Source organism: Streptomyces sp. NPDC088915, assembly GCF_044749825.1.
Classification (GTDB): Bacteria; Actinomycetota; Actinomycetes; order Streptomycetales; family Streptomycetaceae; genus Streptomyces.
Genome location: NZ_JBIVIR010000009.1, coordinates 218,990 through 236,708 on the forward strand (window position 1 = coordinate 218,990; position 17,719 = coordinate 236,708).

Here is a 17,719-nt window from a genome sequence, read left to right on the forward strand (position 1 = left end):
GCCGGGCGGGCCGATGGCGGCCGTGACGCTGCGGGCCGCCGGCCGGGTCCCCGCGGGGGACGCCTGGGAGCGCTACGCCCTGCCCGCCCTCTGGCCGACGTGGTCGCCGCAGATCAGGGCGGTGCGCGTGGACGGCGGGCGGATCACGCCCGGCATGCGCGGTGAGGTCGTCTCCTTCCTCGGCATCCGCGCGCGGTTCGTCGTGGAGACCGTCGACGAGGAACGGCGGCGGTGGACGTGGCAGGTCCGCCTCGGGCCGGTGCGCCTGCGGCTGCACCACGCGGTCCTCACCCGGCCGGCCGGATCGGCCACGACGCTGCGGATCGAGGGACCGGCCCTCGCCCTCGCGGCGTACGCGGGGCCGGCCCGGTGGGCCATGGGGCGGCTGGTGGGCGAATGGAGTCGATCGTCCGGTTCGTCATGATTAATGTGGAGATCATGGCCGACACGCACGAGGACAGCCCGCCGCCCCACGACGGCCCCGCGGAAGACGGCGCGGGGCGGGAGGACGGGCGGACCGCACCGCCGCACGGCGCCCACGGCCGGCCGCCGAGCCGCTCCGACCACTGGAAGACGTTCACCCGCTCGCCCTTCTTCCCCGCGACCGTCCTCGTCCTGATCCTGGCCGCGGCGGCCGCGCTGTTCGCCGGCTCCTACACGTACGCCATGGCGAACCCGACCCCCCGTCACATCCCGACGGCCGTCCTCGGGGCGGCGGACTCGCCGACCGGCAGGACGTTCACCGGGGGGATGGAGCGGGCGCTCGACTCCTCGCTCGAACTGCGGCCCTACCGGACGCGCGCCGAGGCGCTGAAGGCGGTGAACGAGCAGGAGGTCTTCGCCGTCGTGACCCTGCGGGACGGCCGCGTGGCCCTCGACATCGCCGGCGCCTCGGGCGCCTCGGTGGCCCAGCTCCTCGCGGAGTCGGCGGTGGAGGTGGGCCGGGCGACCGGGGTGCCGGTCGCGGTCGCGGACGTCAAACCGCTGCAGAAGGGCGACCCGCGCGGCCTCGCGCTGTTCTACATCTCGCTCGCCGCCGTGATCATCGGCTTCGTGGGCGCCATCCAGCTCAGCGTGCACGCGAGGCCGCTGAACCCCGCCGAGCGGATCGCCTTCACCGTGCTCTACGCCCTCCTGGGCGGATTCGCCATCGCGGCGACGGTGGACTGGCTGCTCGGCGCGCTCGACCTGCCGTTCGTCGAGTCGTGGTTGATCCTCGCCCTGACCATGTTCGCCTCCGGCATGGTCTTCTCCATGTTCAACACCCTCATCGGGCGGTGGGCCATGCTCCCGACCTGGGGGCTGATGGTGCTCCTCGGCAACCCCTCGTCGGGCGGCGCGGTCTCCTGGCCACTGCTGCCGTCACCGCTCGGGCACATCGGCCAGTGGCTGCCGCCCGGCGCCTCGGTGAACGCGCAGCACACCGCGGTGTACTTCGGCGGCCACCAGCACCTCTTCCCCTTCGTGGTGCTCACGGGGTGGGCGCTGGTGTCCTCCGCGGTGTTCTGGGTCTGGCGGCACCGCCATCCGGGCGGCCGGGAGCGGGGCGGAGCGCACGCGGCGCTGTGAGCCCCGCCCCGCCCGCCCCCTCCTACTGCGGGGAGGCGGTGGTGGTCAGGAGCCGGTTGAAGAACGAGCGGTACTCGCGCAGCGCCACCCGGAGGTCCTCCGTGTCGGCGTCCCGGCCCTCGCTCCACTGCCCTTCGAGGGTGCGCTTGTGGTCGGCGAAGGCCTCCGCCAGCGTCCGCATCACGTCGGCGACGAGCTCGTCGGCCGAGTGCACCGCCTCGCGCGGGTCGTCGACGAACCGGCCCTGGACCTCGCGCCAGCGCTCGCGGTACGCGTCGCCGTCCGCCTTGCCGAGCAGATCCGGGACGTGCTCGTCGTCCCCGTGCCCGGTGGCCTTCGCCAGCGGGGCGGGCCGGACGCCCGACTGCCCGGGAAGGGCGGACTTCTCCGCGGGCGCCGTGCTCCGCTCCGCGGGGACGGGGGACTGCTCGTTCGTCACGCGCTGTCCGTCGGTCTCGCGCTGTTCGCTGGTCTCGTGCTGCTCGTTGATCTCGCGCTGTTCGTTGATCTCGTGCCGGTCGTCCGTCACGCCCCGGTCGTCGGTTTCGCTCCGGCCGTTCGTTCCGGGCCGGTCCGTCGTTCCAGGACGGTCGTTCGCCTCGTGCTGCTTGTTCGTCTCGTGACGGCCGTTCGTTCCGGGCCGGTCATTCGTCCCGGGCCGGTCCGTCGCCTCGGGCCGGTCCGTCGTCTCGTACGGGGCGGTCCGCGCCGCCCGTTCGGCCGTGTCGTGGTCGCGCATGTGTTCCGCCTCCGCATCAGGACCGGCGGGAGCCGGTCGGTTCGCCGTCGGTGAGCAGGTCGCCGAAGAGGGCGCGGTAGTGCACCATCGCCTCCCGCAGCTGTTCGGTGCTGGCCGACCGCGAGGAGCTCAGCGCGTGCACCTCCTGGGCGGCCCGGTAGTGCTCCAGCGTGCGGCCGTGCCGCACGGACAGGTCGCGCATCCGCTGCTCGTACCCCTCGGTGGGGTAGCCGCGTTCGTGCATCAGGGCCGTCACCAGCCGGTCGGCCTCGTGCACCGCGCCCTCGGGCGCGTCGACGAACTCCTCCTGGAGCTCCTTCCACCGCTGCGCGTACTGCTCCCTCGTGCCGCTCGACAGCGGCTTGATGTCCAGTTCCTGGTGGCGCCGCTCGCGGGCGTCGAGGTCCTGTTCGGCGGCCCGCTTGCTGCCCGTCTCCTCGACGGCGCGGTCGTACTCGGGTCCGAACCGGTCGCGCAGACGCGCCCGTCGCCGGTGTTTCACCGCGGCGACGGTGACGAGCGCGACCACCACGACGGCGGCAACGACGATGGCCAGGACGATTCCGGTCGACATCGACTCGCACCTCTCGCTGTGTCTTGTCCGTAGCACCTCGGCTGCCCGGAGCCCCGTGCTCCAAACGGACGCGACGTCACATCCCGTGCCTGCCCCCGCCCCCGCCCCCGGCGACCGGGACCGGGTCCGCGCCGGTGCCGAAGGCGCGGCGGTAGGCGGCGGGGGAGACGCCGAACGCCGTCCGCATGTGCGCGCGCAGGGAGTTGCCGGAGCCGAGCCCGGCACGGTGGGCGACGAGGTCGATCGGGAGGTCGGTCGTCTCCAGGAGCTGCTTGGCGAGTTCGAGACGCTGGGCCGTGAGCCACTGCACGGGGGTCAGGCCGACCTCGTCGCGGAACCGGCGGGTGAAGGTCCGCAGGCTCATCCGGGCGTGCTCGGCGAGCCGGGCGAGGGTGAGCGGCTCCGCGAGGTGCTCCAGGGCCCAGGCGCGGGTGGCGGTCGTGTCGGCCAGGGTGGGTTCCGGGACGGGCCGGGCGATGAACTGGGCCTGTCCGCCGTCCCGCCAGGGAGGCACGACGCAGATGCGGGCGGTGCGGTTGGCGGTCGCGGCGCCGTGGTCGCGGCGGATCATGTGCAGGCACAGGTCGACGCCCGCCGCCGCCCCGGCGGAGGTCAGGACGTCGCCGTCGTCCACGAAGAGCACGTCCTCGTCGACCCTGACCTTCGGGTAGGCCCGGCGGAACTCCGGCGCCAGGTGCCAGTGGGTGGTGGCCGGCCGGCCGTCGAGGAGCCCGGCGGCGGCGAGCACGTACGACCCGGTGCAGATGGACACCAGACGGGTGCCGGGCCGGATGGCGGCGACGGCCGCGGCGACCTCGGGCGGCAGCGGGCCGCCGAGCACCAGCTCGGGCATGGCGTGCGTGGGCGGGACGATCACGGTGTCGGCGCCCGCGAGGGCCTCCGCGCCGGCGGAGGGCCGCACGGTGAAACCGGCGTCGCTGGACACGGGGCCGCCGTCGACCGTGCAGACCGTGACCTCGTAGAGGGAACGGCCCTCGGAGTCCACGGCGCTGCCGAAGACCCGGGAGGGGATGCCGAGCTCGAAGGGAGGCACGCCGGGGAGCGCGAGCACGGCGATCCGGTGCGGCGCCGCCCGGGCCTCTCCCCGCTCGTTCCGCACCGTCCGGCCCCATGTCGTTCCCATGGCCGGATCCTGTCACATAGTGGCCGGACGGCCAACACCACGGGAGGGCGCCGCACCGGATCGTGGACCCGTCGCCGCGGAACGGTTCCGGGGCGCACCGATCGAGACGGAAAGAGGCGGACGCATGCGTGCGGTGGTCGTGGAGCGGTGGGGCGGTCCCGAGAACCTGGTCGAGCGGGACCTGGAGCGCCCCGAGCCCGGCCTGAACGAGGTCCTGGTGCGGGTCCACGCGGCCGGGGTGAACCCGGTGGACTGGAAGACCCGTGCGAGCGGGGCCCTGATCGGCTGGGGCGCCGTCCCGGCCGTCGGCTGGGACGTGTCGGGCACGGTGGAGGCCGTCGGGCCCGGCGTGGGGCACCTCCGTCCCGGGGACGAGGTCTTCGGCATGCCGCTCTTCCCCCGCCAGGCGGGCGCCTACGCCGAGTACGTGGTGGCCCCGGCCCGGCACCTCGCCCCCAAGCCCGCCTCCCTGACCCACGTGGAGGCCGCGGCGCTGCCGCTGGCCGGGCTCACCGCCTGGCAGGCCCTCGTGGACGCGGCGGACGTCCGCCCGGGGGAGCGCGTCCTCGTGCACGCGGCGGCCGGCGGGGTGGGACACCTCGCCGTGCAGATCGCCAAGGCCCGCGGGGCGTACGTCATCGGCACTGCGAGCGCGGCCAAGCACGCCCTGGTGCGGGAGCTGGGCGCGGACGAGGTGGTCGACTACCGCGAGGTCCGCTTCGAGGACGTCCTCCGGGACGTGGACGTCGTCCTCGACGGCATCGGCGGGGAGACGGCCGAGCGCTCCCTGAAGGTGCTCCGCCCCGGGGGCAGGCTGATCACCCTGCCGGGCCCGGACGACGTCCCCGCCGCCCCGGAGGGCGTGCGGGCGGCCTGGGTCCTGGTCGAACCCGACCACCTCGGCCTGCGCGAGCTGGCGGCCCTGGTGGAGCGCGGCGAGCTGAGGCCGGTGGCCGACACCGTCCTCCCGCTCGCCGAGGCGGCGAAGGCGCACGCGATCGGCGAGGAGGGCCGCACCACGGGCAAGATCGTCCTGACGGTCTCCTGACGGCCGCCCGACCGTCCGACGGCCGCCCGACCGTCCGACGGCCGCCCGACCGTCCGACGGCCGCCAACCCTCCGACGGGCGAGGCCGGTGGGGGACGAGCGGGGACGGGGGAGGGCCGGGGTCGGGCTGGGGGACGGGCAAGGACGGCGTGCAGAATGCCGGACGGCACGTCCCCGACCGGAAGGCACCCCATGAACCTGCCCGCAACAGGCCGCCGCGTCCTCGTCAGCGGCGCCTCCCGGGGACTCGGCAGGGAGGTCGCCCGGGCGTTCGCGGCCAACGGCGACCGGGTCGCCGTCCACTTCGCCTCCCGCGCCGAGGAGGCCCGGGCGACCCTGGACTCCCTCGAAGGGACGGGCCACGTCCTCGTCGGGGGCGACCTCGCGGACCCGGGGACGGCCGCGACCGTGGCCGACACGGCGGCCGGGGCACTCGGCGGGATCGACGTACTGGTCAACAACGCGGCGGTGAACCTCCGCCACCCCCTCGCCGAGACCCCCTACGAGGAATGGGTGGAGGTCTGGCGGCGCCACGTCTCCGTGAACCTGCTCGCGACCGCGCACCTGAGCCACCTCGCGGCCCGGCGCATGATCGACCGGGGGACGGGCGGACGGATCGTCAACATCGGCTCCCGGGGCGCCTTCCGCGGCGAGCCCGACCACCCGGCGTACGGGGCGACCAAGGCCGCCGTCCACGCGCTCGGCCAGTCGCTCGCCGTCTCCCTCGCCCCCCACGGGATCGCCGTCGCCTCGGTCGCGCCCGGCTTCTTCGCCACCGAGCGCGTCGCACCGCGCCTGGAGGGCCCCGAGGGAGCCGCGATCCGCGCCCAGAGCCCCTTCGGGCGGGTGGCCGCCCCCGCCGAGATCGCGGCGGCCGTCCTGTGGCTCGCCTCCCCCGACGCGGAATGGGCGTCCGGTTCGATCCTCGACCTGAACGGCGCCTCCCACCTGCGGAGTTGATCACCACAGCCCTCGCCGGAACAGTGATCCGGAGGAGTCGGGGAAGGGGGGCGTGGTGCGAAGACACGGGATCGGCGGCGCACGGGGCGCGGATCTCATGGTTTTCGCCAGGGGCCACCGCCCGGCGGGTCCGGATACGTTCGCGCCGTCCATGCGTGGTGGGAGGGGAGTCGGCGTGAAGGCTGTGGCGTCCGTACTGGTGGCGGCGGTCCTGTGGGGCACCGTGGGACCGGCGCAGGTCTGGGCCGACACCGGGGCGCACCCGGTGTCGCTCGGTGCCGCCCGGATGCTCCTGGGCGGGCTCGTCCTCACGGCCCTCATGGCGCGGCCGGCCGGACTGCGCACCTTGCGGCTGCCCGGGACGCGCCGGTGGCTGGTGGTGAGCGTGCTCGTCACGGCCTCCTTCCAGGTCTGCTTCCTCCAGGCGGTCGAGCGCTCCGGAGCGGCCCTGGCCACGGCGGTCGCCTTCGGGACCGTGCCCGTGGTCGGCGGGGCGTGCGGGCGCCTGCTCTCCGGCGAGCGGCCGTCGCCGCGCTGGGCGGTGGGCACGGCCTGCGCCGTCGCGGGCATCGGGCTGCTGCTCCTCCCGGGCGGCGGAGGACGCGCGGACGCGCTCGGCGTCGCGTACGGGGCGGCGGCCGGAGCGAGCTTCGGCGTCTACATCGCCGCCACCAAGGAACTGGGCGCGCGCGGGGCCGACCTGGACGCGGCGGCCCCGGTCAGCGTCCTGTGCGCCGGGCTGCTCGTCTCCCCGTACCTCCTGATCGCCCCCGGAGGCCTGGCCACGGCGCACGGCGCCGCCCTGGTGGGCTGGCTGGGGCTCGGCACGACCGCGCTCGGCTATCTGCTCTTCACCCGGGGGGTCGGCGGGCTCAGCGCCGCCACGGTGGGGACGCTGAGCCTGACGGAACCGCTGGTCGCCACGGTGCTCGGCGTGGCGCTGCTCGGCGAGCGGCCGGGGCCCCTCGCCACCGCCGGTGCCGCGCTGCTCCTCGGCGGCCTCGTCACGGTCTCCGTGCCGGAGCGCCGCCGGACCCCGGAGGAACCCCTGCCGGAGCCGGCCGGGCGCTGACCGCGGCGGGCGGTGTCACCGGTCCCGGTAGGCGCTCATGTTCTCCCGCACGGTCGCGGAGAAGAACATCGGGCCGATCCCGTCGGCCCTGGCCATCCCCTCCGGCGTCAGCCGGAGGACGCCGCCGCCGTCCCGCAGCCAGTGGCGCCCCAGGAGGGCGTCGAGCTGAGGGGCGAAGTCGTCCTCGAAGCGGCTGCCGAACCGCCGCTCGTAGCGGGCGGTGTCCAGCCCCGACGATTCGAGCAGGTGCTGGAGGACGTACATCCTGCGCCGCTCGTCCCCGTCCATGCGGAACGCCCACTGCGCCCGCCGGAACCGGTCGCTCGGGGTCGCGATGTAGTCGTCGATGATGCGGCGCACCTCGGGGACCGCGACGGCGTAGTCGGTCGTGTAGTGCAGGTCGGTCGTGAAGGAGCGGGCGCCGACGCCGAGCCCGACCATGCCTGCCTGCTGGTTGTACTCGCCGATGCTGCTGCCGTCGGTGTCCTCGACGGCGGCGGTGCCGATCCGGCGGAAGACCCGCATCGAGGTCTGCTCGTAGCCGGCCGAGAGGAGGTGGTCGCGGCCGAAGCGGTACAGACGCAGCCGCTGGTCGTCCCACGCGGCGGGGCCGGCCGCGTGACGGGTGCTCAGCCCGGTCAGCGGGCGCACGTACAGGGGGTAGAGGTAGATCTCCTCGGGCTCCCAGGCGAGGGCGGCGTCGAGCGAGACCTTGAAGGTGCGCTCGGTCTGGCCGTCGATGCCGTAGATGAGGTCGATGTTGAGCACGGGGAACCGCGCGTCCCTGAGGCGCGCCAGGGCGGCCTCCGCCTCCTCCCGCTTCTGCGGACGGACGGCCGCGCGCGCCTCCTCGTCGAGGAAGCTCTGCACGCCGATGCTCAGCCGGGTGGCGCCCCGCTCCGCGAGGACGGCGAGGCGGTCGGCGGTCGCGGTGGCCGGCGAGGTCTCCACCGACCAGGACACCGCCCGCAGGTCGACGCCCATGACGTCCTCGGAGATGTCGCAGAGCCGGACGAGCTCGTCGGCCGTCAGGTAGGTCGGCGTGCCGCCGCCGAAGGCCGCGAGGGTGAACCGTAACGGCCGGCCCTGGGCGTCGAGGGCCTCCCTGGTGACCCGGGCCTGTCGCTCCAGGGTGTCCAGGAACGCCTGCGTCACCTCCTCGGGGGCGCCGGTGCGGGTGAAGAGGTTGCAGAAGCCGCACCGCATCTCGCAGAACGGTATGTGCGCGTAGAAGGAGAGGGCGTCGAGGCGCTCGCCCGCCCACAGGTCGCTCAGGAGCGGACCGTCGTCCAGAAGGCGGTAGGCCTTCTGGTGCGGATAGGCGTACACGTACTGCTGGTAGGGGCTCTCCTCGGAGGTATCGGGGAGGGAGGGCCGGGTCGACGGCGACGGAAGCATGACTGGCTTGCCCATGGCGCGATGTGACTCACTCTCGGACGACGACGTCACGTCGGGTGACAGACCGTGACCCTAGGGCGACGGCCGCACCGGCATCTGTAGTGCGAACGCCAAAAGATCGGTTTCGCCGCATGGAGTTTCGTATGCACTTTTCGCGGAGAAGGTTCTTTTCTTCCAAATGCCTTCGTTTGTACGGCGGTCGGGGCGGCGGAACCGGTCCGTCCGGGTGGCGGGGGAGACGACCCGTGGAGTTGGGTGTCCGCCATGAAGCGACTTCTCATCGCCGCGGGCGGTGGCGGTGACGCCATCACGGCGGCCATGGTGCACGCGGCGCTGTACGGACCGGACACCCCGGCACTGGTGCTCACCTACGCCTGGGAGAGGCTGGTCGTCGACCCCGTTCCCGGCCCGCGCGGCGCCGCGGACTTCACCGGCACCCTCGCGCCCGCGCCGGGACTGACCCTCATCACCCCGCGAACCGCGCCGAAGGCACCGGCCGGCTCGTTGCTGCCCCGGCTGGCCGCGCAGCTGCGGCCCGCCCTGGGACTGCTCGACCCCCACGGCGGCACGCTCGGCCTCGCCCGCCAGATCGGTGCGGCGGCCCGCTGGTGCGGAGCCGACCGGATCGACCTCGTGGACGTGGGCGGGGACATCGTGGCGCGGGGGGACGAACCGACCCTGCGCAGCCCCCTCGGCGACGCGCTGGCCCTGGCGGCCTGCGCCGCGACGGGCATCCCCACGACCGTGTACGTCGCGGGGCCCGGCCTGGACAACGAAGTGCCCCTGCCCCTCCTGATGCCCCGGCTGGGCGAGCCGGCCCTCACCCTCGCCCCCGAGCACACCGAGGGCGTCCTCGCCGTCTTCGACTGGCACCCGTCCGAGGCCGGCGCCGTGCTCGTCGCGGCGGCCCGGGGCGTGCGCGGCGTCTGCGGCACCCGCGACGCCCCCCGCCCCCTGGTCCTCGACGACTCCGCGCGCCAGGTGCACCGGCTCACCTGCGAGGAGGCGCTCCGGCTCAACCCGCTGGCGGGGGCGCTCGACCGCTGCTCCGGCCTGGAGGCCGCCGAGGAGGTGTCGTACGAGGTCTGCGGCTTCTCCGAGATCGCGCGCGAACGGCGACGGGCCGGGGCGGCGCCCGCCCTGCCGTCCCCGCGCCCGCCGGCGGACCCCGGGACCCTCCTCGCCCGGTTCACCGCCTGGGAGCGGTCCCGGCTGGCCGAGGGCCTCGGTTACGTCACCACCCGCAGGATCACCGAGGAGCTCGCCCTCACCCCTCCGGAGGCCGCCGGCCTCTACCGGACCCTGCGGGCGGAGGCGCCACCGCGCCGCGTCCCCCCGCTCTGGCGCCTGGCGGGCGCCTGAGCCCCCACCCGGTCGACGCCGTTTCCCGGCACCTCTTCGGGGCAACCGCGCTCACGCGCCGTACGACCGAGAGGGAACCGACATGACCGAGCAGACCGCCCCCGACACCGCCCGGCCCGACGGGGCCGGATGGAGGGAGGAGCAGGGAGTCCGCGCCGGTCTCTTCACCCGCTCCTTCGGCCCCCCGCCACGGGAGGACGGGACGACCGCGGTCCTGGTGCACGGCCTCGGCCTCTCGGGACGGTACTTCGCTCCACTGGCCCGGCGCCTCGCGGCGGACGGAACCCCCGTGCTCGTGCCGGACCTGCCGGGCAACGCGCGGTCACGGGCCGCCGCCCGCCGGATGCCCGACGTGGAACGGGCCGCCGACGCCCTGGCCCGCTGGCACCGGCGGCTCTCCCCGGGGCCGAGCCTGCTGGTGGCCAACTCGGTCGGCTGCCAGGTGGCCGCGGCCCTCGCCGTCCGCCACCCGCGGCTGGTCCGACGGCTCGTGCTGCTCGGTCCGGCGCTCGAACCGGACGTGTCGGGCCTCCGCCACTGCGGCCGGCTCCTCGCTGACGCGCCCCGGGAACCGCTCTCCCTGCTGGGGGTGGCCGCGACGGACTACCTGCTCACCGGCCCCCTCCGCTTCGCCGCGTCCCTGCGCCACGCCCTGCGGGACGCGACCGGGGCATTCGAGGGGCATCTGGCCCGGGTCGCCGTGCCGACGCTGGTGATCCGCGGCGCCGGTGACACCATCGCCTCCCACGCCTGGATCCGGCACGCCGCCCGGTTGCTCCCCGACGGGCGCGCGGTCGACGTCCCGGGCGCCGCGCACGCGGCGCACTACAGCGCGCCGGAGGCCGTGGCCCGACTGATCGAGGAGTTCACGGCAGAAGAGTCAACAGAGGAAACGACAGAAGAAACAGAAGCGGAAGAGGCAGGAAAGGCAGGAGAGAAGGCGTGACGCCCTCGCACATCCCACGGCCCCCCGACCGCCCGACGTCCCCGCCCACGACCCACCGGTCGCCGTGGCTGCGCCTCCTGCCCGGCATCTCCTCCGAGCGCCGCGGCTTCGTCCTGGCGTGGTGGGGCTTCGCCCTCACCTTCGGCGGAATGCGCCTGCTCACCTGGCTGATCCACATCGACGTGGCCGGCATCGGCGACGTGCAGGCCGGCGGGGTGCACATCCACCACTACGTGTGGGGGATCCTGCTGCTCGCCGTGGTGGGCGCGGCGGGCCTCGTGGAACGCTCGGCACGCGCGCGTGCCTGGATGGGACTCGCCTACGGCGTCGGCGCGGCCCTGATCGTCGACGAGGCGGCGCTGCTGATCAGCCTGGAGGACGTCTACTGGGACACCGAGGGATGGGTGAGCATCGCCCTGGCCCTCGCGGTGATCGCCGTCGTGGGAGGGGTACTGGCGTCGACCCGGGGCCGGCGGTCCCCGACGCGGGACCGGGACGACCGCTGAAACGGCCCGACGCCGCCGCACCCTCCGCCGAACCGCCCCCGCGGGCCTACCGCCCACCCGTCGACCGCATGCTGTCGCGGTACCGCGAGGGCGAGACGCCGTAGTGGTCGGAGAACGCCTTGCGGAAGGACTCCGGCGTGCCGAAGCCGCAGCGCACGGCCACCGAGGCCAGGGGGAGCGCGGTGGACACCAGGAGCTGCGCGGCCGCCTCGGTGCGGACGGCGCGGACGTACCGGCCGGGCGGCCGCCCCAGGTGCTCCGTGAACAGCCGGGTGAGGTGACGGGGCGTCACCCCCGCCCGGGCGGCCAGGACCGGTGTGCTCAGGTCGTCGTGGGGACGGGCGGCGATGTGCGCGACGAGGGCGCGGACCGTGTCGTCCCGGGGCGGGGGCGCCGCCGTGAAGAGGCTCATCTGGGTCTGGTTGCCGGGCCGCTGCATGTAGACGACGAGGTGCCGGGCGACCCGGCGCGCCAGTTCGGAGCCGTGGTCCTCCTCGACGAACGCCAGGGTCAGGTCGAGCGCGCTGGTGATGCCCGCCGACGTGTACACGTTCCCGTCGCGGATCCACAGCGGCGCCGGGTCGACCGAGACGCCCGGGTACCGCGCGGCCAGCCGGGGAGCGAACTGCCAGTGCGTGGTGGCCCGCCGGCCGTCGAGGAGCCCGGCGGAGGCCAGGACGCCCGCGCCCGTGCACACGGAGGCCACCCGGCGGCTCTCCCGGGCGAGGCGCCGGACGTGCCCGACGAGACGGGCGTCCGCGGCGAACCGGTCGACGCCCAGACCGCCCGAGACGACGAGCGTGTCCAGCGGCCCCCTCGTGCGCTCCAGCGACTCGTCGCTGCCCAGCGTGAGCCCGGTGCCGCAGCGGATGGCGCCCCCGCCGGGCCCGACCACCCGCACCCGGTACGGCACGTCGACGTCCCCGAGCCCGTTCGCCATGGCGAGCCCCGTCGTCACACAGGCGATGTCGAGCAGCTCGGCCGCCTCGAAACCGACGACGGCCACCAGGCGTTCGGCGCGTCCCCCCATGCGAACGGACCCTACCCGCCCGGACCCCGTCCCGTACGGACATCCGTCCCAGGCGGACGGACGTACGGGGCCGGGAACCGCCCCGTCCCGCCCTCCGCGCCGGACAGTGGACGCCATGACGATCCGCTTCCTCGCCCACCGCCGGCCCACCCTCCTCGCCCTCGCCCTGACCCTCGTCACCTTCGTCGACGGCGCCCCGCCGACCGGCTTCCTCGCCGCGCTGCTCGTGGTCATGCCCCTCTGCTACCTGGGCTTCGGGGCGGCCCGGGGCGAACTCCGCGACCGGCGGACGCTCGCCGTCCAGCTCGCCGGTCTCGTCGCCTTCTGCGCGGCGGCCGTGCTCGTCCTCGCCCTGGACGGCCGGCCCGCCCTGTACGTCCTGGCCGCCGGCTGGCTGGCCCACGGCCTGTGGGACCTCGTCCACCACCGCTCGGGCCGCGTCGTGCCCCGCGCCTGGTCGGAGTGGTGCGGCGTCGTCGACACCTCGGGCGCCCTCGCGATCCTCCTGCTGGCCTGAGCGACCGGCCGGCAGGGCTTGAAGCGCACGACACCGGGTACCGGAACGCGTACAAAAGAGGTCGTACGCCGCCGTACGCCGCCGTACGCCGCCGTACGCCGTCGTACGCCAACGAAGTCTGAGGAAGAGGGACGCATGCCGCAGCACCGCGCCACCGAGGGGAACGCCGACCACCCGAGGACCGCCGCCGAGGAGGTCCTGAAGGAGTTCGAGGAGGCCGAGACGGACGTACGGGACGACCCGCGTCCCGACGAGGACGGCGAGGCCGCCGAGGCCCTCACGCCCAGCCGGAGCGCGCAGGAGGACGCCCGGCGGCGCGCGGCGGGGGGCCGGGGGAGCGGGCGGGCCGACGGGTCGGACGACGACGCCTGACCCGCCCCCTCCGCGTCACCGGGACCCGGACCGGCCCGCCGGCTCCGGGTCCTCCGTCGTGATCTCGGGCTCCAGGCCCTCGGCGGGCGTGGTGCGGGGGCGGCCGACGTCGCCGCGCCACGCCTCGAAGGCGAGCGCGGTCGCGGTGACCACGGCGACGCCGAGCAGCCAGCCCCCCACCACGTCGCTCACCCAGTGGACGCCGAGCGCGACGCGCGTGTAGCCCACGCCGAGCACCGCCACCGCGGCCAGGACCCACGGCACCGGCCGCCACGCGCGCGGGACGAGGGGCAGCAGGACGAGCAGCAGGACGGCGCAGGAGGTCACGGCCGTCATGGAGTGCCCGGAGGGGAAGGAGAACCCCGGCGCGTGGGAGACGGGATCCGGCAGGTGCGGCCGGGCGCGCTCCACCACGTTCTTCACCAGCAGGCCCACGAGCCCGCCGCCGATCGCCGTGACGGCCGCCCAGGCGGCCAGCCGGAAGGCCCGCCGCCACAGGAGCCACACCACCACCCCGGCCACCAGGATCCGCATGGTCGCGGGCCCCCACGCGACGTGCGTGAGGAAGTCGAGGACCCGCACCCAGCCCGGATGTTCGAGGGCGGAGCGGTGCAGCCGCTCGGCCACGTTCTGGTCGAGCCGGTGCAGCGGGGCCCAGTGCGACTCCACCAGGACCAGCGCGAGGGAGAACGGGACGGCCGCCAGGGCGGTCAGGGCCGTGCCCGCCAGCAGCCGCGCGCCGAACCGCGCGTCGGGCCCGCCGTGCCCGGTCGTGAACCGCCCGAGGAGGCGCCGGATGCGGGGGGAACGGTCTGTCATGGTGGGTACGGTTCCTTTCCTTGGTGCGTGGAGGGGGGGGCGGGGGCGGTTCAGACCCCCGGGTCCTCGCTGATCGGAGTGTCCACCCCCGCCCGCACGGCCTCCAGCTGGGCCGAGAAGGACAGGCCCAGGAAGAGCGAGAGCGACGTGAGGTACGACCACAGCAGCAGCGCCACGAACGCGCTCAGCGGGCCGTAGACGGTGGTGAAGGAGCCGCTGGAGCCGACGTACAGGCTCAGGCCCCACGTCGCGCCCAGCCACAGCAGCAGGTGGACGGTGGCACCGAAGGCCAGCCAGGTGTGGCCCGGCTGGGGCCGCCGGGGCGAGCGCCGGAAGACGACGCTGGTGGCGAGCACGGCCAGCAGGATCCCGACGGGCCAGCGCAGCAGGTCCCACGCGAGGCGGGTGCCCGGGGCGAGGTGGTAGACCTCGATCAGGGCGTGGCTCAGGTCGGACCCCAGGACGGTGACGCAGAAGCTCAGCCCGAGGGGCAGGCCGGCCAGCACCGACATCACGAGCCCGCGGGTGTACTTGTGGAGGAACGGGCGGTCGCGTTCGACGCCGTAGATGCGGTTCGCGCCGCGCTCCACCTGGCACATGCCGGTGGTGACGTTGGAGATCGAGAACAGCAGGCCGAACCAGAGGGCCAGCGCGCCGCCGTCCCCGGCGTGCCGCCGGCTCGCCCGCAGGGCGTCGTCCACGACGTCCTGACTGGGCCCGCTGATCCGGCGTATCAGCAGCTCGGCGATCCGTCCGACGTCCTCGGTGTGCAGGACGCCGGACAGTCCTATGACCGCGATGGCGAAGGGGAGGATCGCCAGGACGGTCTGCAGGGCGAGGGCCCGGGAGTGGCTGAAGCCGTCGGCGTAGCGGAACCGCACGAAGGAGTCCCGCACGAGCGCCCAGCCCCCGTAGCGGCGGAGCGTGGCCCAGGCGTCCTCCCCGGACAGGGTCTCGCCCTGGAGGCGCAGTTCGGCCTCGACGGCCCGGATCTCACTGAGCCGCGGTACGCGCGTCGCGGTGCCCATGCTCCTCCACCTCCTCCACGGTCCCGCCCTGCGCGCCGATCCGCGCCGGCGCGGGCAGGCACACCCGCAGCGCCCCCGGCTCGACCTCCGCCGTCAGGCGGGTGCCCGCCGGGAGGACGTCGCCGTCGAGCTCGCGCGGCTGGGGACGGGCGAAGCGGAGGTCGACGCGGTTCGCGCCGAAGTACTCCAGCGCGCCGTGCGCGGCGGTCCGCTCCCGGGTGCCCGGGGCGCCCGGGGCCCGTCCGCCCGGCACGCGGGAGACGAGGTACCCGGCGGTGGCGAGCCAGCCGGTCACCCCGCGCGGATCGAGCAGGACGACCTCGAGCCGGCCGCTGTCGGGCCGGGCCTCCGGCAGCAGCGGCAGCCCGCCCTGGAGGGAGCCGACGTTGCCGATGACGACCATGCGGGCCCGCCGTTCCAGCGGGGCGCCCCCGTCGAGCCGGATCGACAGGCGCATCCGGGGGTCGCGCAGGTGCCGCGCGGCCGAGAGGACGTACGCGGCCCAGCCCAGGCGCTCCTTGAGCCGGGGCGAGGCGTCCCGGACCATGGCGGCGTCGAACCCGGCGCCCGCCATGACCGCGAACCGGGTCGGCGCGAGCCCGTCGCCCCGTATCCGGCCCACGTCGAGCCCGGCGGCCCGCCCGGACAGGGCCTCGCGCAGCGCGGCCACCGGCTCGGTCGGCAGGCCCAGGTTGCGGGCGAGGAGGTTCCCGGTGCCGCAGGGGACGATCGCGAGGGGGATCCCGGTCCCGGCCACCAGGTCGGCGCAGGCGCGCACGGTGCCGTCCCCGCCGCAGACGACGACCAGGTCGACCGGTGCGAACGGTTCGGCCGGTTCGACCGGTCCGGCCGGATCCGCGTCCGTCCCGGTCAGGTACGGGGCGAGGCCGCCGGACGGGTCCTCGGGCGTCGTGTCCGTCCACCGCTGCTCCGCGTACCCGTGCCCGCGCAGTACGGCCCGCACTCCGGCGGTGGTCTCGTCGCCGCACGCGTGCGGGTGGCGCACCACGACGGCCCGCCGCGTGCCGCGGACGGCCGGCTCCGGCTCCGGGGACGCTTCGTCCTTCCGGGCGTTGGTCAGCAGCGCGGACCCCACGAGCAGCAGCGTGCAGGCGCCGTTCAGGAGCCCCACCACCACGTCGGAGGGGTGGTGCATGCCCCGGTACAGCCGGGAGAAGGCCACCGCCAGGGGGAACAGCAGGAGGAGTCCCACCACGAGGTTCCGCCACAGGCCCCGCAGGTGCCGGGCCGCGAGCACGGCGAGGCCCCCGTAGAGCGCCACGGAGGCCCCGACGTGGCCGGAGGGGAAGCTGGAGGTCGGCGGCGCCCCGTCCAGGTGGGGGACGTCGGGGCGGTCGCGGTTCACGACGAGGGTGACGAGCAGGAAGACCGCGGACTGCGCGGCCACGGACACGGCCAGGAACCCCGCCTCCCACCACCGGGGCGCCCGGGGCACGAGGAGCAGGCCCAGCACGCAGAGCAGCGTCAGGCCGATCACGGTCTGCGTGTCGGCCACCAGGGACAGCCAGTCGGTGAGGGCGGTCGCGGAAGGGGCACGGTGGGCGGCCAGGGCGCGGTTGACGCCGTCCTCCGCCGACAGCGGCCAGTGCGCCGCCAGGGGGCCGGTGACCAGCAGCCCCAGCACGGCCATCACGGCCGTCTGCACGGGCAGCAGCAGGAGGGCGGGACCCGGTCTGGCTCCCACGTCGTGTGCGTTCGTCATTGCCGCCGTGTTACCCGCCGGGAGCGGGTCATGCGCGGGCCGCCCGCGCCGCTCCCGCCGGGGCGTTCACGGACGCCGCGGCCCGCGCTCCCGGGGGAACGCGGGCCGGGCGTGCGTCAGATGCCGCAGCCGGAGGCGGACCAGAAGCGGCTGGGCCGGTGGTCGACGTGGGCGTGGTCGCCGTGTCCCGGGTAGCCGGGCCCGAGGATGCCGTTGAAGCCGTGGTTGCGGGCCTGCTGGGCGAGCCGGCACAGCGAGTGGGGTCCGGCGCCGAGGTCGGCCGCGTCGCCGTACAGATGGCGACTGGAGGAGGCCCCGCCGACCGCGCTGTTGCAGGCCTGGCTCCGGAAGCCGCTGGTGACGCGGATGGACTGGTCGCCGAGGGCGTGCCGCAGGGCCTCCAGCTTCCACATGGTGCGCAGGGCGTTGGACTTGGCGGTGGCCGCGCTCACCGCGCCCCCGGCCCAGGTGCTGTTGCAGTCGTTCAGCTCCGCGTACGAGAAGTGTACCGGGGTGCAGTCGTCGTCCTGGAGCGCGTAGATCCTGCTGAACGTCGCGGGGCCCGCGACGCCGTCGGCGGCCAGTCCGTAGGCGGCCTGGAAGCGTGTGACGGCGGCGGCGGTCGCCGGCCCGTAGGAGCCGTCGATGCCGAGCACCGCGCCGTAGCCGGGGTAGCCGGCCACGCGGATCTGGAGCGCCGTGACGTCGGCGCCGGTCGCCCCCTGGGAGAGGGTGCGCGACCAGGTGTGGCAGCCGTCGGCCTGCGCGGTGCCCGCGGCGGCCACCACCCCGGCCGAGGATGCGGACAGGAGCATGACAATGGAGAGGAGAAAGCGCAGCGGGAGGGAACGTGCGGTGCGTCCGGCCATCGGGCCTCCAGTGCCTCGTGCGTCGGATGTGATCGAAAGCTGCG

At 75.2% G+C, this 17,719-nt stretch carries 19 protein-coding genes; 10 read left to right on the forward strand and 9 right to left on the reverse strand.

The window, feature by feature from the left end:
• The first annotated feature begins 13 nt into the window (after positions 1-13).
• Positions 14-424 (forward strand): SRPBCC family protein, encoded by a 411-nt coding sequence (locus ACIP5O_RS18485; protein ID WP_401294497.1) that lies wholly within the window; start codon positions 14-16, stop codon positions 422-424.
• Positions 397-1,569 (forward strand): ABC transporter permease, encoded by a 1,173-nt coding sequence (locus ACIP5O_RS18490; protein ID WP_401294499.1) that lies wholly within the window; start codon positions 397-399, stop codon positions 1,567-1,569. Before ACIP5O_RS18485 ends, ACIP5O_RS18490 begins: the two co-directional genes overlap by 28 nt.
• Positions 1,570-1,591: 22 nt before the next feature.
• On the opposite strand, the gene ACIP5O_RS18495 is transcribed toward ACIP5O_RS18490, so the two are convergent.
• The 3 genes from ACIP5O_RS18495 to ACIP5O_RS18505 form a co-directional block, all read right to left on the reverse strand.
• Positions 1,592-2,308, reverse strand: a complete 717-nt coding sequence (locus tag ACIP5O_RS18495; RefSeq protein ID WP_401294501.1) for a hypothetical protein — start codon at positions 2,306-2,308, stop codon at positions 1,592-1,594.
• A 16-nt stretch (positions 2,309-2,324) separates the two neighbouring features.
• A complete protein-coding gene (locus ACIP5O_RS18500) occupies positions 2,325-2,882 on the reverse strand; it encodes a hypothetical protein (protein WP_401294503.1) in 558 nt (185 codons plus the stop codon).
• Between the two features lie 76 nt (positions 2,883-2,958).
• A complete protein-coding gene (locus tag ACIP5O_RS18505) occupies positions 2,959-4,026 on the reverse strand; it encodes a GlxA family transcriptional regulator (RefSeq protein ID WP_401294505.1) in 1,068 nt (355 codons plus the stop codon).
• Between the two features lie 124 nt (positions 4,027-4,150).
• On the opposite strand from ACIP5O_RS18505, the gene ACIP5O_RS18510 reads away from it, so the two are divergent.
• The 3 genes from ACIP5O_RS18510 to ACIP5O_RS18520 all read left to right on the forward strand — a co-directional run bounded on the left by ACIP5O_RS18510 (position 4,151) and on the right by ACIP5O_RS18520 (position 7,105).
• Complete coding sequence (locus ACIP5O_RS18510) at positions 4,151-5,074, forward strand: NADP-dependent oxidoreductase (RefSeq protein ID WP_401294507.1); 924 nt, start codon at positions 4,151-4,153, stop codon at positions 5,072-5,074.
• 191 nt (positions 5,075-5,265) lie between these two features.
• On the forward strand, positions 5,266-6,033 hold the full coding sequence (locus tag ACIP5O_RS18515) for an SDR family NAD(P)-dependent oxidoreductase (RefSeq protein ID WP_401294509.1): 768 nt from the start codon (positions 5,266-5,268) through the stop codon (positions 6,031-6,033).
• 175 nt (positions 6,034-6,208) lie between these two features.
• Complete coding sequence (locus ACIP5O_RS18520) at positions 6,209-7,105, forward strand: DMT family transporter (RefSeq protein ID WP_401294511.1); 897 nt, start codon at positions 6,209-6,211, stop codon at positions 7,103-7,105.
• Between the two features lie 15 nt (positions 7,106-7,120).
• Here ACIP5O_RS18520 and ACIP5O_RS18525 read toward each other — a convergent pair whose 3' ends face one another.
• Positions 7,121-8,503, reverse strand: a complete 1,383-nt coding sequence (locus ACIP5O_RS18525) for an STM4012 family radical SAM protein (protein ID WP_401294716.1) — start codon at positions 8,501-8,503, stop codon at positions 7,121-7,123.
• Between the two features lie 264 nt (positions 8,504-8,767).
• On the opposite strand from ACIP5O_RS18525, the gene ACIP5O_RS18530 reads away from it, so the two are divergent.
• The 3 genes from ACIP5O_RS18530 (at position 8,768) to ACIP5O_RS18540 (ending at position 11,317) form a co-directional block, all read left to right on the forward strand.
• Positions 8,768-9,865 (forward strand): DUF1152 domain-containing protein, encoded by a 1,098-nt coding sequence (locus ACIP5O_RS18530; protein ID WP_401294513.1) that lies wholly within the window; start codon positions 8,768-8,770, stop codon positions 9,863-9,865.
• 82 nt (positions 9,866-9,947) lie between these two features.
• Positions 9,948-10,811 carry an alpha/beta fold hydrolase gene (locus tag ACIP5O_RS18535; protein ID WP_401294515.1) on the forward strand — a complete coding sequence of 288 codons (864 nt, stop codon included), beginning with the start codon at positions 9,948-9,950 and terminating at the stop codon, positions 10,809-10,811.
• Positions 10,808-11,317 (forward strand): hypothetical protein, encoded by a 510-nt coding sequence (locus ACIP5O_RS18540; protein ID WP_401294517.1) that lies wholly within the window; start codon positions 10,808-10,810, stop codon positions 11,315-11,317. The genes ACIP5O_RS18535 and ACIP5O_RS18540 overlap by 4 nt, the downstream gene beginning before the upstream one ends.
• A 46-nt stretch (positions 11,318-11,363) precedes the next feature.
• On the opposite strand, the gene ACIP5O_RS18545 is transcribed toward ACIP5O_RS18540, so the two are convergent.
• Positions 11,364-12,347 (reverse strand): GlxA family transcriptional regulator, encoded by a 984-nt coding sequence (locus ACIP5O_RS18545; protein ID WP_401294519.1) that lies wholly within the window; start codon positions 12,345-12,347, stop codon positions 11,364-11,366.
• 115 nt (positions 12,348-12,462) lie between these two features.
• On the opposite strand from ACIP5O_RS18545, the gene ACIP5O_RS18550 reads away from it, so the two are divergent.
• Both ACIP5O_RS18550 and ACIP5O_RS18555 read left to right on the forward strand, forming a co-directional pair.
• The gene (locus tag ACIP5O_RS18550; RefSeq protein ID WP_401294521.1) at positions 12,463-12,864 is read left to right on the forward strand and encodes a hypothetical protein; all 402 of its coding nucleotides are present in this window, start codon (positions 12,463-12,465) and stop codon (positions 12,862-12,864) included.
• A gap of 135 nt (positions 12,865-12,999) precedes the next feature.
• The gene (locus tag ACIP5O_RS18555) at positions 13,000-13,236 is read left to right on the forward strand and encodes a hypothetical protein (RefSeq protein WP_401294523.1); all 237 of its coding nucleotides are present in this window, start codon (positions 13,000-13,002) and stop codon (positions 13,234-13,236) included.
• Positions 13,237-13,251: 15 nt separating this feature from the next.
• Here ACIP5O_RS18555 and ACIP5O_RS18560 read toward each other — a convergent pair whose 3' ends face one another.
• The 4 genes from ACIP5O_RS18560 to ACIP5O_RS18575 form a co-directional block, all read right to left on the reverse strand.
• The gene (locus ACIP5O_RS18560; protein ID WP_401294525.1) at positions 13,252-14,055 is read right to left on the reverse strand and encodes a phosphatase PAP2 family protein; all 804 of its coding nucleotides are present in this window, start codon (positions 14,053-14,055) and stop codon (positions 13,252-13,254) included.
• Between the two features lie 50 nt (positions 14,056-14,105).
• Positions 14,106-15,083 carry a YihY/virulence factor BrkB family protein gene (locus tag ACIP5O_RS18565; RefSeq protein WP_401294527.1) on the reverse strand — a complete coding sequence of 326 codons (978 nt, stop codon included), beginning with the start codon at positions 15,081-15,083 and terminating at the stop codon, positions 14,106-14,108.
• Positions 15,049-16,806 (reverse strand): phosphatase PAP2 family protein, encoded by a 1,758-nt coding sequence (locus tag ACIP5O_RS18570; protein ID WP_401294529.1) that lies wholly within the window; start codon positions 16,804-16,806, stop codon positions 15,049-15,051. The genes ACIP5O_RS18565 and ACIP5O_RS18570 overlap by 35 nt, the downstream gene beginning before the upstream one ends.
• Before the next feature lie 116 nt (positions 16,807-16,922).
• Positions 16,923-17,675, reverse strand: coding sequence for a D-Ala-D-Ala carboxypeptidase family metallohydrolase (locus tag ACIP5O_RS18575; RefSeq protein WP_401294531.1), 753 nt, complete (start codon positions 17,673-17,675; stop codon positions 16,923-16,925).
• Between the last annotated feature and the right edge of the window lie 44 nt (positions 17,676-17,719).